The sequence below is a fragment of the Arthrobacter sp. LAPM80 genome, from assembly GCF_046736435.1.
Taxonomy (GTDB): domain Bacteria; phylum Actinomycetota; class Actinomycetes; order Actinomycetales; family Micrococcaceae; genus Specibacter.
The window spans coordinates 1-14864 of sequence record NZ_JBCHVD010000033.1; the positions used below are offsets into that span (position 1 = coordinate 1).

General features: G+C 60.6%; 16 protein-coding genes. 8 read left to right on the top strand and 8 right to left on the bottom strand.

Annotated elements, in window-relative coordinates; translation table 11 throughout:
* Positions 1-47 precede the first annotated feature (47 nt).
* On the bottom strand, positions 48-311 hold the full coding sequence (locus AAGW05_RS18080; RefSeq protein WP_411805953.1) for a hypothetical protein: 264 nt from the start codon (positions 309-311) through the stop codon (positions 48-50).
* A 159-nt stretch (positions 312-470) separates the two neighbouring features.
* Positions 471-935, bottom strand: a complete 465-nt coding sequence (locus tag AAGW05_RS18085; RefSeq protein WP_411805954.1) for a GatB/YqeY domain-containing protein — start codon at positions 933-935, stop codon at positions 471-473.
* A 367-nt stretch (positions 936-1302) separates the two neighbouring features.
* Between AAGW05_RS18085 and AAGW05_RS18090 the strand changes: the two genes are divergently transcribed.
* Positions 1303-2112, top strand: a complete 810-nt coding sequence (locus AAGW05_RS18090; protein WP_411805955.1) for a metal-dependent hydrolase — start codon at positions 1303-1305, stop codon at positions 2110-2112.
* A 27-nt stretch (positions 2113-2139) separates the two neighbouring features.
* Here AAGW05_RS18090 and AAGW05_RS18095 read toward each other — a convergent pair whose 3' ends face one another.
* Together AAGW05_RS18095 and AAGW05_RS18100 are read right to left on the bottom strand one after the other, a co-directional pair.
* The gene (locus AAGW05_RS18095; RefSeq protein WP_411805956.1) at positions 2140-2631 is read right to left on the bottom strand and encodes a hypothetical protein; all 492 of its coding nucleotides are present in this window, start codon (positions 2629-2631) and stop codon (positions 2140-2142) included.
* A 151-nt stretch (positions 2632-2782) separates the two neighbouring features.
* Positions 2783-3424: an NADPH-dependent F420 reductase gene (locus tag AAGW05_RS18100; RefSeq protein ID WP_411805957.1), complete on the bottom strand. Its 642-nt coding sequence runs from the start codon at positions 3422-3424 to the stop codon at positions 2783-2785.
* A 129-nt stretch (positions 3425-3553) separates the two neighbouring features.
* Between AAGW05_RS18100 and AAGW05_RS18105 the strand changes: the two genes are divergently transcribed.
* The 6 genes from AAGW05_RS18105 (at position 3554) to AAGW05_RS18130 (ending at position 9898) form a co-directional block, all read left to right on the top strand.
* Positions 3554-4162, top strand: a complete 609-nt coding sequence (locus AAGW05_RS18105; RefSeq protein ID WP_411805958.1) for a phosphoribosylanthranilate isomerase — start codon at positions 3554-3556, stop codon at positions 4160-4162.
* A gap of 120 nt (positions 4163-4282) precedes the next feature.
* Complete coding sequence (locus AAGW05_RS18110) at positions 4283-5449, top strand: ROK family protein (protein WP_411805959.1); 1167 nt, start codon at positions 4283-4285, stop codon at positions 5447-5449.
* 117 nt (positions 5450-5566) lie between these two features.
* Complete coding sequence (locus AAGW05_RS18115; protein WP_411805960.1) at positions 5567-6445, top strand: ABC transporter permease; 879 nt, start codon at positions 5567-5569, stop codon at positions 6443-6445.
* An 8-nt stretch (positions 6446-6453) separates the two neighbouring features.
* Positions 6454-7251, top strand: coding sequence for an ABC transporter ATP-binding protein (locus tag AAGW05_RS18120; RefSeq protein WP_411805961.1), 798 nt, complete (start codon positions 6454-6456; stop codon positions 7249-7251).
* 100 nt (positions 7252-7351) lie between these two features.
* Complete coding sequence (locus AAGW05_RS18125) at positions 7352-8377, top strand: aliphatic sulfonate ABC transporter substrate-binding protein (protein WP_411805962.1); 1026 nt, start codon at positions 7352-7354, stop codon at positions 8375-8377.
* A 42-nt stretch (positions 8378-8419) separates the two neighbouring features.
* Positions 8420-9898 (top strand): sulfatase-like hydrolase/transferase, encoded by a 1479-nt coding sequence (locus tag AAGW05_RS18130; RefSeq protein WP_411805968.1) that lies wholly within the window; start codon positions 8420-8422, stop codon positions 9896-9898.
* Between the two features lie 170 nt (positions 9899-10068).
* Here the strand turns inward: AAGW05_RS18130 and AAGW05_RS18135 are convergent, their stop codons facing one another.
* A complete protein-coding gene (locus AAGW05_RS18135; protein WP_411805963.1) occupies positions 10069-10191 on the bottom strand; it encodes a hypothetical protein in 123 nt (40 codons plus the stop codon).
* Between AAGW05_RS18135 and AAGW05_RS18140 the strand changes: the two genes are divergently transcribed.
* Positions 10190-12757, top strand: coding sequence for a family 20 glycosylhydrolase (locus AAGW05_RS18140; RefSeq protein ID WP_411805964.1), 2568 nt, complete (start codon positions 10190-10192; stop codon positions 12755-12757). The two genes, AAGW05_RS18135 and AAGW05_RS18140, sit on opposite strands and share 2 nt — an antisense overlap.
* Before the next feature lie 235 nt (positions 12758-12992).
* Here the strand turns inward: AAGW05_RS18140 and AAGW05_RS18145 are convergent, their stop codons facing one another.
* From AAGW05_RS18145 to AAGW05_RS18155, 3 genes are all read right to left on the bottom strand, one after another.
* Entirely contained in the window at positions 12993-13106 is a 114-nt protein-coding gene (locus AAGW05_RS18145; protein ID WP_411805965.1) for a DUF6186 family protein, read from the bottom strand.
* Complete coding sequence (locus AAGW05_RS18150; protein ID WP_411805966.1) at positions 13091-13444, bottom strand: hypothetical protein; 354 nt, start codon at positions 13442-13444, stop codon at positions 13091-13093. The genes AAGW05_RS18145 and AAGW05_RS18150 overlap by 16 nt, the downstream gene beginning before the upstream one ends.
* Before the next feature lie 730 nt (positions 13445-14174).
* Entirely contained in the window at positions 14175-14759 is a 585-nt protein-coding gene (locus tag AAGW05_RS18155) for a hypothetical protein (protein WP_411805967.1), read from the bottom strand.
* Positions 14760-14864: the final 105 nt, after the last annotated feature.

Sequence of the window (14864 nt, forward strand, 5' to 3'; positions counted from 1 at the left end):
ACTCGACGTGCGAGGGATTGCCGCGTGCGCTTGGGGGCAGCAGGCGGTTAGGGGGCCATCCCTGAAACAACGGGCACGATATCGACGCCATTCCTGCGGTGAATCTTCGTGGGATGGCGATCAAATCCCTTGGCATCGAGATTGTTGCCAAGCCTGTATGCAGCCAGGGCCTCGTCGTAGATTTCGTTCATCCGGCGCCCGGAGTACTCCCCCGTTGTGCCATCCGTGAAAGTAATGGAAATGAGGGTCTTGGCCGGGAAGCGCCTGCTCATTCGAACGAATCCTTCGTTGTCCTGCTTCAATTGGATCATGGGTATTCCGCCTTACTGGGTGCATGTTTCAGGGGTGATGGCACGTGCTTGCAGTCCCTGGAACAACCAGAAACGAAAAGGTGCACGACGAGGATGCGTGGCCCACGCCGGCCCGCCGCGTCAGATGGACCAGCGAAAACCCCGCCGGATCAGGACGGGCTACTGCAGGCGCTTGCGAACCATCTCGGACACTGCCTTGCCGTCGAATCGGCCGGCGATCTCGGCCTGCACCGGCTTCATGGCCACACCCATCTGGCGCATGGATAAGGGCCCGTGCTCAACTTCAAGTTCGGTGATAATGCGGGCGACAATGCTCTCAGCCTCTTGCGCGTCAAGGGGCTTCGGGAGGTAGGCCTCGATGACCTCGGCTTCGAGGATTTCAGCGGCTGCCCGGTCGGATTCGCCAGCTTCTGTATAGATCTGGGCCGTATCGCGGCGCTTGGCGGCTTCCTTTTGAAGCAAGGTGATGACCTGGGCGTCATCGAATTCCACGGGGGTCTTGCCACCCTTTTCTCGTGTCTCGATTTCGCCCAGCACGTTGCGAACAGTCGTCAGGGCGACCTTGTTGCCTGCCTTCATGTGCGCGACGACGTCAGTCTTGAGTTGCTGCTTGAGCGAGGACATTGTGTTCCTTCTGTAGTTTCCACGGTGCAGGCCGCACGGTGGTTCACGCGGCCGGTCACAGCAATTATCCCCTAACCCGTCCGTTCAGGAAGTCCCGGGCACCCTCCTATCCGACCCACCGCTCCAAGGGTGGCTGCCGCCGTCGTGCTGGGCGAGCGGACCACAAGGCAGGGCCTGGGCCTTGTCCCGACTCCTATTGCCGCCGGTCCAGGAGCCATCCGGAGGGGGCCGTGACAAAGGCAACAGCCCCGCGGACTGCGCCAAGGCGTCTGAATGTCGGTGGCCGGGCATAGTCTTGCAGCTGCAGGTTTTGCCCACGTATTGCGGGATCAGAACAAAGAACCCGAGGATGCAAGGACGTGCCCCCATGATGGGTCCCCATCACGCTGCAAGTGGCGCCGCCGTTTGGCTGGCCCTGACCACACAATTTGATGTGGGGCTGGGTACCTTGGCGAAGGTGCTGCCGTCGGCACCCGAACAAGTGTCAATCGGCATGGGCCTGCTGGACCTCAATCCTGCCGCAGTGGTGGTGGGTGCCCTCGTGACCGCCGGAGCCGCGCTCGTTCCGGATGCCGACCACAGGAACGCCACCATTGCCCATTCCCTGCCGCCGCTGTCAAACATCATGTGCGTCCAGGTTGGCAGGATGTCAGGCGGGCACCGCCACGGCACGCACTCCATCCTTGGATTGGCCGTCTTCGTGGCCATCGCCGCATTGGCCGGCATGTGGACCGTCGAACTGCCAAACTATGGCATCATCTTCCCTGGTGCGGGACTGCTGTCAGTGCTTCTGGCGTCCTTTGCGGCAAAGGTCTTGAAGTTCATCCCCGACTCCATGCAGAAATTCCCGTGGATCGTCGGTATTGCCGTGGGTGCATTCGTGACGTTCCTTGCGCCGCAGGAACCCTACTGGTTCCCCCTGGCGATGGCACTGGGCGTCGCCGTCCACATTGCAGGGGACATGGTGACCACCGGCGGATGCAACCTGCTCTGGCCGCTGCGCATCCGGCCGCCCCGGATGCTGCGCAAGGTGCCTCTCGTCAAGCGCATCTGGAAGCCAAGCGGAAATATTGCCCTGCCCATCCTAGGCAATGCCGGATCCGTGCGGGAGTGGATGTTGCTTGTCCCCGTCAGCGCCTACGTCATCTGGGGCATTGCGGCCGCCATATTCGCCTAGGCCGGCGTTTTCCCAGTCCGGCGCCCGTCAGGGCCGTTCCACTTCCACATACCACAGTGCCTCGGCCTTCACGGGTCGGTGGCCGTGCTGTCCGTGGGCGACAACCCGGTACGTGTGGCCATAGGGATCCTGCACATGATCATCCACTGATCCGCCCAGATCCTGAATCCGAAGCTCAAGCTCCAACGTCTCGAACAGGTCGGCGAGCAGGACAGCCAAGGCGTTCGGATAGTGGCGGCGGATCCTGTACTGCCCTGGAAACAGCCGTTGCGATTCTGCCCATTGGTCCCGGAGCCAGGCAAAGTCAACCTGCCCGTGAACACCGCTGAGCGCAAGGGCCCGCGCCGGATCCAGGACAAGCCGGTAGTAGTTGCCCGACCGGTCCACAATGCAGACAACCTCTTCGGGGTACTCAAAGCCAGATGTCAGCGCCGCAACCGACGGGTGGTAGGAAAAGGCGCCACCGTCGTCGATGGAAACATAGTCCTGCCCGTTCGCCGTCGCCTGCGTCCCGTCCATGGTGTTCCACCTTCCGCGGATACCCACCGCACCGGGGGCGGTGGTGCTCCACTTCCAGAGAACCACCGCCAGCATCCGGCGGCGGAGGTCTTTACGCAATCCATATGAATCCCGCAAGGAAATTGGCGGAAATTTTACGCCTCCGAGCCGCTTAGATGATCCGGGGCGCCTTGGCGAGGTTCGCGGCAAGTTCGACGGCGTTCTGCCGCACCACGTAGGCCGGGCGGTCGCGCTCCACACGCCAGCTCTCGGACAGCGGCCCGATGTTGACGGTGTCGAAGCCAAACTCGTCATACAGCCGGGTGACGAGATCGGCCGCATCGGCATGGTCGCTGGCCGTCGCCAGGGCCCTGCGGTTTTCTGTGCCGGAAGGAGCACCCGCGGTAGTGATGTCCGGTGCCGCAATGTGGTTGAATCCCTTGGCCACGCGTGAGCCGGCCAGATGTTCCTGCACCAGCCCGGACGTTGTGGCGAGACCCTCGTCGAGGGCGGCGACATGGCCGTCGCGCTCCCAGTAGTAGTTCAGTGTGTCGATCACGATCTTTCCCTCAAGCAGGTCCGCAGGGAGTTCCCTGTAGTTCTTCAACGGGATGGTGACAACGGCGAAGTCGCCCGCCGCTGCAGCCTCCGCTGAGGTTCCAGCCCGGGCCCGTGGCCCCAGCTCCGCCACCAAACCGGCCAGCGTCTCCGGTCCACGCGAATTGCCAATCACCACGTCGTAGCCGAGCTCCACAGCCTTGCGTGCAACCTGGCTGCCAATGTGTCCTGCCCCGATAATTCCTATTGTTGTCATGCTCGTTGAACCACGGCAGGGGCCCAAAAAATTCCAGGCTCCCAGCGAGCACTGTTAACATGGCACTGAGGCTCCCTCGAGAAACAAGCGTGCCGGGGCACCGTGGACACGTCAGGACGAAAGAAACACATGTACGTAAAGATTTGCGGTTTGCAGACACCAGAAACTGTTGCCGCGGCCGTCGAGGCAGGGGCCGACGCGGTTGGCTTTGTCTTCGCACCCGGGAGCCCTCGGACCATTACCGCGGAACTGGCGGCAACGCTTGGACGCGAAGTGCCGCAGGGTGTTGAAACGGTGGGGGTGTTCCGCAACCAGCCGATCGACGAGGTCGTGCGGACCGCCCGCCTGGCATCGGTGACAACAGTGCAGTTGCACGGGGACGAGAGCCTCGCGGACATGGCCCGGGTCCGGGACGAAGGGTTCCGCACGCTGCGCGCGTTCTCCGCAACTGCTTACAACGCCTTGAAGGCAAGCGAGAAGCTTTCCTGGGATTCCGAGCGGATCCTGCTTGACGCCGTCGAACCGGGAGCGGGTGTTGCCTTTGATGCAGGCGTGCTCGACGGCGGATCCCCCCACGGCTTCTGGTTGCTGGCCGGCGGACTCACGCCCGGCAACGTGACCCAGCTGATAGCCGAGTTGCATCCGCTTGGCGTGGATGTTTCAAGCGGAGTGGAATCCAGCCGCGGCGTCAAGGACATCAAACTCATCCAGGACTTTGTCCGGGCCGTCAAGCAGTAGGGAACATCCCTGCACGGCACGAAAGTCCGTGGCGCAACCGACCACAATGCATTAAAGGCAATAGACTTTACATAATTACTGGTTGTGGCTGGGTTATAGCCCGTGGAAAGTGTGGGGAAAATGCTTACACCTGATGACAGCGCCTTGCAAGCGGTTCGGCGTAGACATGAGCTGCGGGTTCTGGAATCGCTGGTGACCCACGGACACCGCACCCGCCGAGAATTGGAAACCGACACCAAGCTTTCGCGCACCACGCTCTCGGCTATCGTCGGGGAACTGCGCCAGCGCGGAGTCATATCGGAGAATGATCAGTCACTGAACGCACCGGGGCGCAACGGCCGACCTACCAAGGTCCTTTCACTCAATCCTGAGGCAGGGGCCGCGGTTGGCATCGAATTGGGGCGTCGCCGTATCAGCATCTCCGTCATGGGTTTCGATGGATCCACTGTGGCCAGTGAGCACGTAGACATCTCCAGTTCCGTGAGCCTTGAGACCAAAGTCAACCATGCGGCAGACATGCTGCGTGACTTCATCAAGGACGGCCGCATCCGGCCCGAAACAGTAATCGGCACAGGTGTTGGCATAGCCAGTAGGCACGCCGATCCACAGTCACTCGCAGATGACATTGAACAACAAACCGACCCCCGGGGGGCGTCGCTCGCGCCACTGCGCGAAGTCCTTCCGGCTCCCCTGCTCTGGGACAACAACATCCGGCTTGCGGCTATGTCGTATGGAAAAGAGAGCGATGACCTGCTGTACGTCGTCCTTTCGGCAGGCATCAGCTCCGCCGTAGTGACAAACGGTGCGCTACTGCGCGGCGGCAACGGAATCGCCGGGGAACTAGGGCACATCAGCGTCGATTTTGCAGGCCCGCCCTGCTGGTGCGGACAGCACGGCTGCCTTGAAAGCTTCATCAACGAGGGCAACGTGCTAGTTGAGGCCGCTCATCGCGGCCAGTCGTTTGCTTCGATTGCCGACCTGGCACAGGCGGCAGCCGGTGGCCATGGCATTGCCAGCAACATAGTGGATTGGGCTGGCGAACTCCTCGCCAGGGCCCTTGTCGGAGCCTGTGTACTGCTCGATCCAAGCCGTGTGGTGATAGCGGGAGAGCTGTCACAATTTGGCGAGGCGCTTCTTGCCCCTGTCCGTAAAGCGCTGGTGGCCCAGCGACTTGATCTGGGACCGCGCTCGACCACCATCGCTACGGCGCCCTACGCCCCCACCGCGGGAAGCGAGGGTGCGGCGCAAACAGCGCTGAAGCACTGGGCACTGACAACACTCGGCTAGCTACCAGCTAGCCAGGCCGCGGGGCCTTAAAACCCTTGAATGACAGCAAAATTAACGCGTAAGTCTATTTATGTAAAGGCTATTGACATCATGTGATCCGTATCATATGTTGGTTTCATGGCATCAAAAGACACCATGACTTCGGTCTACACGCCCCCTGTCCCCACGGACGGCACCAAACGCGGTCGCGCGCAAAAGGTGTCAGCCCCGGCTCCGAAAAAGAAGGCCGCTACGCGCGGTCGCAAATTGAGCCGCAGGGCCCTGCTCGCCATCAACATTGCGTCCGTCCTTGCGGGCCTTGGCGCATGGTCACTATTTTCCGCCATCGGCGTCGTCGGTTTGCCAGGACCCCTCGAGGTCCTCCTCCGCGGAGGGGAGGTACTAGCTGACGGCACACTGGCCGAAGATACGGGAGCTTCTCTGGCTCGCGTACTGAGCGGGTTTTTGATTGGAAGCCTGCTCGCGGTACCTGTCGGCTTCATCATGGGCTGGTACCAGGTGGGCCGGGCCCTCATCGAACCGTGGGTGCAGTTCTTCCGCACCATTCCCCCGCTGGCCCTGCTCCCCCTCGTTATGGTGACCATGGGCATCGGGGAAACGCCCAAAATCTTCGTCATCTTCCTTGCCGCTTTCCTCTCCTGCGTCATCTCGACCTACCAGGGCGTGGTCAGCGTCGACAAGACACTGATCAACGCAGCCCGAGTTCTGGGCGCCGGCAGCTACGTCATCTTCATGCGCGTTGTGGTGCCTGCCTCCTCTCCCTTCATTTTGGTTGGCATGCGCATCGGCCTCGGCGCCGGCTGGGCCACCGTGGTTGCCGCCGAGCTTCTGGCCGCCCCCAACGGCCTCGGTATGCGGATGCAACAGGCACAGCAGTTCTATGACATGCCCACCATCCTCGTCAACGTGATCGTCATCGGCATCCTCGGGCTCCTCATGGACCGCCTTTTGCTGATGATCGAAGCCCATCTGACCCGCTGGCAGGAACGCCGCTAAGGACCCCCATGACAACCACAACAAATAACGCCATGATCCGTTTCGAGGATCTGCGTCAAGAATTCACCCTCACCGGTAGCACGTTCACAGCGCTCGACGGCGTGAATCTAGACATTGCCGACGGCGAGTTCGTCACCGTCGTTGGCCCCTCTGGCTGCGGTAAGTCCACCATGCTTAACGCAGCCGCAGGGCTGCTCGAGCCCACCAGCGGCCGGGTCATGGTCGATGACCGTCCCGTCAACGGCCCCAGCACCCGCACCGGCGTCATTTTCCAGCAGTATGCCCTGTTCCCGTGGCTCACCGTTCGCAAGAACGTTGAGTTCGGGCTCGAGCTAAAGAAGGTTCCGGCCAAGGAACGCCGTGCCATCGTGGACCACTACTTGGAGCTTGTGGGCTTGTCCCGCTTCGCCGAGGCCCTGCCCAAGGAACTTTCAGGCGGCATGAAACAGCGCTGCGCCATCGCCCGCGCCTACGCCGTGAACCCGGAAATTCTCCTCATGGACGAGCCCTTTGGCGCCTTGGACGCACTGACCCGCGTGCACATGCAGGAACAATTGCTACAAACCTGGACCAAGGAACGGCGCACCGTCATGTTCGTCACCCACGACGTCGACGAATCGGTGTTCCTGGCCTCCCGGGTGATTGTCATGGCAGCCAGGCCCGGCCGGATCTTCAAGGAAATCAAGATCGACCTGCCGTACCCGCGCACCGAGGAAATGCGACTCTCAGACGAGTTCGCAAAACTCCGTTCCGAGGTGTGGGCTGCCGTCTACCACCAGCCCGGTGTGGCCGAAGCCCACCAGTAACCCGGCACGTTCGGTCGGGCAGTAATTCCCCCACATATCTTCTAACTTTTACCCTTTCAGCAGTGTTCCGATGACGGGACACACACAACCAGGAGGACTCATGTCCGCTTCATTTTCCCGCCGTAACGTACTCCAGCTCTCCATGGGTGCTGCCGCGATCTCCCTTCTAGCTGCCTGTGGCGCCAAGAACGACGCCGGTGCCGGCGCCAGCCAGGGAGCCAAGGATCCGGTGGAGATCAAAGTTGGCTACATCGCCGACTACAACGGTGCCGGACTCATGGCTGTCGCCGACCAGGAAGGATACTGGGCCAAGGCTGGTCTGAAGCCGAAGTACCTCCCCTTCACCAACGGCCCCCTCGCCATCCAGGCATTGGGCACCAACAACGTTGACGTCGCCTACATCGGCTCCGGCGCATTGTGGCTGCCCGCCTCGGGCAAGGCTGAGATCTGGGCTGTTAACTCCGTCTCCAACGCCGACCGCATCATCGCCCAGCCCGAGTTCAAGACCTTGGCCGCACTGAAGGGCAAGAAGGTCGCCATTCCCACCGGCACCTCCGGTGACCAGTTGTTCTCCTTGGCGTTGAAAAAGGAAGGCCTCACCCGCGAGGACTTCGACATCACCGCCATGGAGCCCCCCGCCATCGTGGCGGCCTTCGCCGCGAAGCAAATTGACGGCGCAGCACTGTGGTACCCGCTGATTGACAGCGCCAAGAAGGGGCAGCCCGACTTGGTTGAACTGTTCTCCAACGAAGACTTCATTGACCAGCTGACCTTCCCCTCAACGTTCGTGGCCGGCCCGGGCCGCGGCGCCAAGGACAAGGAACTGGCTACCAGCTTCATCTCGGTGATCAAGAGCGCCAACGACTACCGCCACGAAAACCAAGACAAGACCGTCGCCGCCACCGCCAAATTCCTCAAGCTCAAGGAAGAAGACATGGCTGCCCAGGCCAGCGTGGCCAAGTTGTTCACCTCCAAGGAACTGGATGATCTCTCCTCCAAGGGCACCGTCTACACCTGGCTAAACGCACTGCAGGAGCAGTTCAAAGCCTCCAAGAAGATCACTGAGGTTGTCGATCCCAAGACCTTCTACAACTCCGAACTCTTCGTCAGCGCACCGGCGGTATAACTCTCGATGACCTCTACAGATCAATCAGCCAGACGCCAAAACATGCTGTTCCTGATGACGGACCAGCAACGCATCGACACGCTTGGCTGCTATGGCAATACGTCCCAGCACACTCCAAACCTGGACAGGCTGGCAGCACGCGGGACAACTTTTGACCGGGCCTACACGCCAACGGCCATTTGCACCCCCGCACGCGCCAGCCTGCTCACCGGCTTGCAGCCGTTTGAGCATGGCTTGTTGGCCAACTACGAGTGGAATTCGGGCCACCGTGAGGAACTTCCTGACGGCTTGCCCACGTTCTCCTCCGCGTTGATCGAACAGGGCTACCGCTTGGGGCATGTGGGCAAGTGGCACGTGGGGAAGGACCGTGGTCCGGAATATTACGGCTTTGAAGGTATTCACCTGCCAGGGGCGTTGAACGTTTTCGACGACCCTGGTTATGAGGACTGGCTCAAAGCCAACGACCACCCCGACTTCCACATCTCCAGCCCCGTCTACACGACCCGAGCCGACGGAAGTCAGGGGCATTTGATTGCCGGTGTGACGGACCAGCCGACAGAGGCCACCTTTGAGGCTTTCCTGGCGGACCAGACGATTGCCAAGTTGCGTGAGTTCGCGGCCGGCGCCTTGTCCGAAGATGACGGAACCCCGTTCTTCCTCTCCTGCCATATCTTTGGCCCACACCTGCCGTACCTGATTCCGCAACAGTGGTACGACATGGTGGACCCGGCCACCGTGGAACTACCTGGTTCCTTTGCCGAGACGTTCCACGGCAAACCCATGGTGCAGCAGGCGTACGCCGAATACTGGTCCACTGACTGCTTCACCGTAGAGGAATGGAAGAAGCTCACGGCCGTCTACTGGGGCTACGTGTCGATGATCGACCACGAGATTGGGCGAATCTTGGATGTGCTGGATGAGTTGGGTCTGACGGATTCAACAGCCGTCATGTTCACAGCTGATCACGGCGAATTCACCGGCGCTCATCGGCTCAATGACAAGGGACCGGCCATGTATGAGGACATTTACCGCATACCTGCCATTCTTGCCCTTCCCGGCGAACAGGAACGCCGCGAGGACAAGTTTGTCAGCCTGCTCGACTTCACCGCCACCTTCCATGAGATTGCCGGGGCCGACGCCTCGGGTGTCCATGGCAGGAGCTTGCTGCCCCTGGCCGCAGGGGAGGATGTTGAGGGTTGGCGAGAGGACATTCTGTGTGAATTCCACGGCCACCACTTCCCTTATGCCCAGCGCATGATCCGCAACAAGGAAGTAAAGTACATTGCCAATCCCGAAGGCATCGACGAGTTCTATGACATGGTGGCCGATCCCGACGAGCTTATCAACGTCATAGATGTGCCCTTCTACCGAGAGCAAGTCAGTCTCATGCGAAGGGCCATGTACCGCCAGCTTGTGGAGCGGGGCGACAAGTTTGCACAGTGGCTGGCATTTGCCGGCGACATCCCCGCAGAAGAACGCGTCCGTCCTGTGACGGCCGTTGAACGTTTCATCACTGCATAAAACCCATCCTGCGTTACTTCATCCACTGGATGCCTCTTGAGGTCCAAGAGTAGTTAAGCGAGTAATTGATTGAGAGCTTTGAATAGAACGACGACGGCCGGGCTGGCCTGCGCTGCAGCCTTGGGCTTGTTCGCTGCGGTGTTGCCCGGCACTTTTACTGCCTCACCGGCTCAGGCGGCACCCATCGTGGTGCCACCTCCGGCGCCGCTGGAGTCCCCGGTGAATTTGGCATTGACCGGGACGGCCACGGCCTCGAGTGTGGAAACAGCGTTGCCGGGTAATACCGCAGCCATGGCCATTGATGGTGATTCCACCACCCGGTGGTCCTCTAACTACATTGATGCGTCCTGGTTGCAGGTGGAACTGGCTACGGCCGGTCCGATCGACCATGTGAAGATCACCTGGCCCAACGCCGCGGCCAAAAAGTACACCCTGCAAACCTCGCTCAATGGCACCGACTGGACCGAGGCGAAGGTAGTCACCTCCGCCACCGGCCCGGGCCGTGTTGATGAGCTTCAGCTGGGGGTGGCCAATGCCAAGTTCATCCGCATGCAGGGGGCCACTCGCTGGTCCACGTACGGGTACTCGATTTCGGAGTTTGAAATCTACGCGAAACCCCAGCCGGTTCGTCCGGAGAGTCTGGCGTTGGTGCCCCAGCCGGTCGCTTCGGCATCCACCGCCGATGGCACGTTCCGTCTGCTGCCCTCGAGCAGGATCGTGGCCAGCGGCGATGCCGTGGCGGCGGCCACGTACTTCGCGCAGAAGGCGCGCAAGAGCACCGGGTTCGCCCTGCCGGTGGTCTCCGGGACCGCTTCCGTCAATGATGTGGCGTTCACGGTGGCGCCGGGCCAGTCCGAAGACAAGCCCGAAAGCTACACCCTCCAGGCCGATGCGCGTGGGGTGAAGATCGCCGCGAACACCTCCGCCGGTGCGTTGAATGGTGTTCAGACACTGCGTCAACTGTTCCCGCAGTGGATTGAGTCAGGGACCACGGTGAACACCCCTTGGACCGTGGAAGGGGTAGTCATCAGTGACTATCCGCGCTACGAACACCGCGGTGTGGGCATCGATGTGGCGCGTTCCTTCTACACCGTTGATGAAATGAAGGAACACATCGACAACGCCGCACAGTTCAAGATGAACGTCCTGCACATCCACCTCACCGATGACCAGGGCTGGCGTATCGCCATGGACCAGCCGGCTGCGGCCGACAACCCCGCCGGGATCAAATACACGGACCTGACCGATATTTCCGGTAAGACCGCCATGACGACCAACCCCAGCCAGAGCGAACCGGGCCACACCGGCTTCTACACCAAGGCTGACTACAAAGAAATCGTGAAGTACGCCGGGGACAACGGCATGATGATCATCCCCGAAATCGACATGCCTGGTCACTCCACAGCGGCGCTGCATGCCATTCCTCAACTGAACACCGGCAAGTCCGCTCCCAAGCCCAAGGCGGGCAACCTCACCCCCGATGCACAGGGCACCGGCGACGTAGGAGTCAGTTCCTTTGACGTTGACAGCCCCGTCACTTACGAATTTACCAAGCAAGTCCTGGCTCAGATCGCCGCCATGACCCCCGGACCGTTCATCCACATCGGCGGCGACGAGTCCTACTCGACAACGACCGCGGATTACAACACGATGATCGGTGCCTTCACCAAGCAGGTCACCGACGTCAACAAGCGGGTCATTGGATGGAACGAGTACGGCTCCGCGACCCTTCCGCCGAACTCTGTCATCCAGCTCTGGACCGGAGGTGGCCAGGGTGAATCAGATAAGATCATCAAGAACAACGCCAAGCTGATCCTGTCCCCCGCGTCCAAGACCTACATCCCGCAGAAACAGGACAATTCCGAGAAGTTCGGTGGAACCTGGGCCTGTGGCGGTCCGTGCACCTTACAGGCGCACTACGACTGGGATCCGGCCAAATACCTTCCCGGCATTGGTGATGACCGCATCCTGGGCGTGGAAACCGTGCAGTGGGGCGAGTGGATCCGCGGCATGGATCAGACGGAAAGCTACCAGTACCCTCGCACCTTGGCCACGGCCGAGGTCGGTTGGTCACCGCAAGCTAACAAGAACTACACAGATTTCACCAAGCGCGCAGCAGCTCTGGGCGGCCGCATGGCCCTGGAGAAGTTGAACTTCTTCAAGACCCCCGGCGTTAACTGGACCGCCGCCACCCCGGCACCGGCCGTAAAGCCTGCCATAGTTGATCCGGCAGCACTGCCGAGCCAGTCACCGGCAGACCTCAAGGTTCCGACCGCAGGGCTCAACAGCGGGGCTTACCTCACCCTGTCCAACCTCCCTGCCAACACATGGCTGCTGCTCGCCGTTCACGGTGACGGCACAAACGGACAGCCGGCAGTGTCTTCGCAGTGGGCGCTCAGCAATGCTGCAGGGAATGCACCGTTGACGGTTCCGCCGGGCCTTGTCGCAGGCAACCACGTGGTCACCGTCCAGCAGGCCACGGGTGACGTGGCAGGTTTTGCAGGCATCAATGTCCTGGCAGACGTGGTCGTTCCAACGACCGCCCCGGCCACTTCTGCTCCGGCAGCCACGGCACCGGCCACCACAACCCCGGCCGCGGAAACCACTCCGGCAACCACAGAATCTTCAGCCGCTCCCACCACGGAGCAAGCTGGAACCACCCCCGCCACTGACGGAACCACAAGTTCCGCTGCAGCAAGTGGAAAAGCGACGGCCGCGTCGTCATCCACGGGGGCAAGTACGAGTGACTTGGCGCAGACCGGCGCCACCTCACCGTTGATGATTGGTGGTGCAGTCCTCGCGCTCATCGTCGGCCTGCTCGCGCTGGCCACTTCACGACGACGCTTCGGCCAGCACTAGAAACGACCGCTAAATTGCCGGGCACCCTGCCGAGGGTGCCCGGCTTTTTGCTGCGGGCTGCGTTCCGGTCCGCATGCCGATCCGCTCCCCTGTTGGCGGACGGTGCAGGTCCAAGGACATGTCGGTGTTGGAGGAGCGGTAATTGTCCGGCGGCCACACCCAACTCAGGCCGCTGCCGCACGGAGGTCGTGGGCATCACCTGGTGCGATGATCGTGCCAAGCAGCCTGTTGAGTGTCAGTCGCCGACCAGGAAATCCCAGCCGAGCCACCAGACAAACAACAGCAAGGTGATCCGGGCAGACCGCATCACAAAGACCCGATCCAGCAGGGCGCCTAGGACAGCAAGCATGGCCTGCGCACCACCTTGATCAACGCCGCGCAGGCCGCAAGCCACGCGATCATCATGAGCCTGCGGCTGGAATCGCTGTCGAACAACGGCTGGAGCGGCTCGGTCAGCGGCGGGAACGTCGCCGCGTCGATGGGAGCCAGCTTGCCGATGAACCATGTGCCCAGCTCCCACAGGCACAGGACAAGCAGGACGCCGGCCCACCAGAATATGGCCTGCTGCACCGCCCGCGGTGCCTTGATCGCGGCGATTGTGGAGGGCGAGATAACCTGGCCTCTGGTGGGCGCAAGCTCATGGCCCTTGACAGGTGTGCAGAGGAGTACTGAAAAACCAGTGCTCAACACTCGCCTGCACAACCCAGGAAACCGGCAATCCACTGTGCAGACGGGTATGGAAAATGACAGCAGGTCAGCGGCCGGACTGTCCGGTGGAGGACCGGTTTGCGGAACACTTTGGCGGTGTCTAAATGGGACACCCCTTTCGGGGCGGTTCGGCAGTTCCGGCGGCCACAGAGCACTCAATTGCGTTGGCGTTCAGAGAGCCTGATGAGGTTAGAGTCGCACGCAGGCAGCCACGGCGTAACCCAGCCCAGCAATGGGACAACGGGAGCTCCTTGGCCTACCCAACCACCCGACTACCGAAAATGACAATGCCTCTCCCAGTCCCTTTCGGTGATCAGGAGAGGCACTATTCTTTATGGATAGATGACGGTGGTAGGTGGGACCTGTCTGGACCATGACTCACTATTCAGTCTGCAGAGAATTCCGAGGCCACGGGTTTATGCGCTGCTGTGCCATTAGCCTCGTCCGCAGGTCGGCCAGCTGCGTAGCCTTCTGCGATCAGAACTGCCATAACAGACAGTATTCCAACGCAGAGGATAGCAAGACCAAGTAGACCCACTTGAACTGTTTGACCTGTGTACGTGTCTGGTGAATTAGGATCCCTACCCCACAGTGACGTTTTTCCAACCACGATGAGAATGGCCCCCACCACGGTCGTTGTTAGTGACACTGCCCAAGCAGCGGTGCGTGCCCATCGTTGCAACTTCGTGTTTTGCGTCATTGTGAAAGACTACTGCCCAACCGTGAAGCCCTGAACTGGGGAGAACGCAGTAAGAGTTCCAGATGTGCTTTGCAGCACCCAGTTGACATTTGTTTGGCCAGTGACCTTGGTTCCCTTCCAGTACTGAACTTGGTAGGTAGCACGTGTTCCTGTGGCCCAGGCCTTAAAAGACGAGCCAACCGGTGCAACACCTGATGTCCAAGCGATCGTTCCAGAAACAGTCTTTGTCGCACTGAATCCGAGGTTTGCGGCAACGTCGGCTACACCAATTCCAAGGCTCGTTTGGATTGATGTTCCAACGGTGTAAGTGTTTGAAATCGTGCACCTACCTCCTCCAGCCCCTGCTGCCACCTTGCAGAGGCCAATCTGGAGCGCCTTGTTCGTCCAGTTTGAAGTTTTCTGAACATTGACAACCGTGTACTTGTACATGGTCACCTGAGCCAGCGGACTCGCAACCAGCGCGTCAATCTGGCCACTGAGTGCAGCCTCAGTCGCCATTGAATCGGGAAGTGGCGCTTCGGCTGCAGATGCAGGTGCCAAGCCACTAAAAACGAGAACACAGAGCGCCACGGTGATCCGTAGAATTTTCTTCATTGAAAATCATTCCCCCATGCTAATGATCATGCGTGTGGTCAAGAATATGTGATCTGCTCAACATACAGGAAGGTACTCCGCATAACTACAAGAATGGCTGTCCAA

Coding starts and splice junctions, on each gene's coding strand:
- AAGW05_RS18120 (WP_411805961.1), top strand. CDS start 6,454: ATGACAACCACAACAAATAACGCCATGATCCGTTTCGAGGATCTGCGT.
- AAGW05_RS18140 (WP_411805964.1), top strand. CDS start 10,190: ATGGCCATTGATGGTGATTCCACCACCCGGTGGTCCTCTAACTACATT.
- AAGW05_RS18115 (WP_411805960.1), top strand. CDS start 5,567: ATGGCATCAAAAGACACCATGACTTCGGTCTACACGCCCCCTGTCCCC.
- AAGW05_RS18110 (WP_411805959.1), top strand. CDS start 4,283: ATGCTTACACCTGATGACAGCGCCTTGCAAGCGGTTCGGCGTAGACAT.
- AAGW05_RS18105 (WP_411805958.1), top strand. CDS start 3,554: ATGTACGTAAAGATTTGCGGTTTGCAGACACCAGAAACTGTTGCCGCG.
- AAGW05_RS18155 (WP_411805967.1), bottom strand. CDS start 14,759: ATGAAGAAAATTCTACGGATCACCGTGGCGCTCTGTGTTCTCGTTTTT.
- AAGW05_RS18125 (WP_411805962.1), top strand. CDS start 7,352: ATGTCCGCTTCATTTTCCCGCCGTAACGTACTCCAGCTCTCCATGGGT.
- AAGW05_RS18145 (WP_411805965.1), bottom strand. CDS start 13,106: ATGCTTGCTGTCCTAGGCGCCCTGCTGGATCGGGTCTTTGTGATGCGG.
- AAGW05_RS18080 (WP_411805953.1), bottom strand. CDS start 311: ATGATCCAATTGAAGCAGGACAACGAAGGATTCGTTCGAATGAGCAGG.
- AAGW05_RS18130 (WP_411805968.1), top strand. CDS start 8,420: ATGCTGTTCCTGATGACGGACCAGCAACGCATCGACACGCTTGGCTGC.
- AAGW05_RS18095 (WP_411805956.1), bottom strand. CDS start 2,631: ATGGACGGGACGCAGGCGACGGCGAACGGGCAGGACTATGTTTCCATC.
- AAGW05_RS18100 (WP_411805957.1), bottom strand. CDS start 3,424: ATGACAACAATAGGAATTATCGGGGCAGGACACATTGGCAGCCAGGTT.
- AAGW05_RS18135 (WP_411805963.1), bottom strand. CDS start 10,191: ATGGCTGCGGTATTACCCGGCAACGCTGTTTCCACACTCGAGGCCGTG.
- AAGW05_RS18085 (WP_411805954.1), bottom strand. CDS start 935: ATGTCCTCGCTCAAGCAGCAACTCAAGACTGACGTCGTCGCGCACATG.
- AAGW05_RS18090 (WP_411805955.1), top strand. CDS start 1,303: ATGATGGGTCCCCATCACGCTGCAAGTGGCGCCGCCGTTTGGCTGGCC.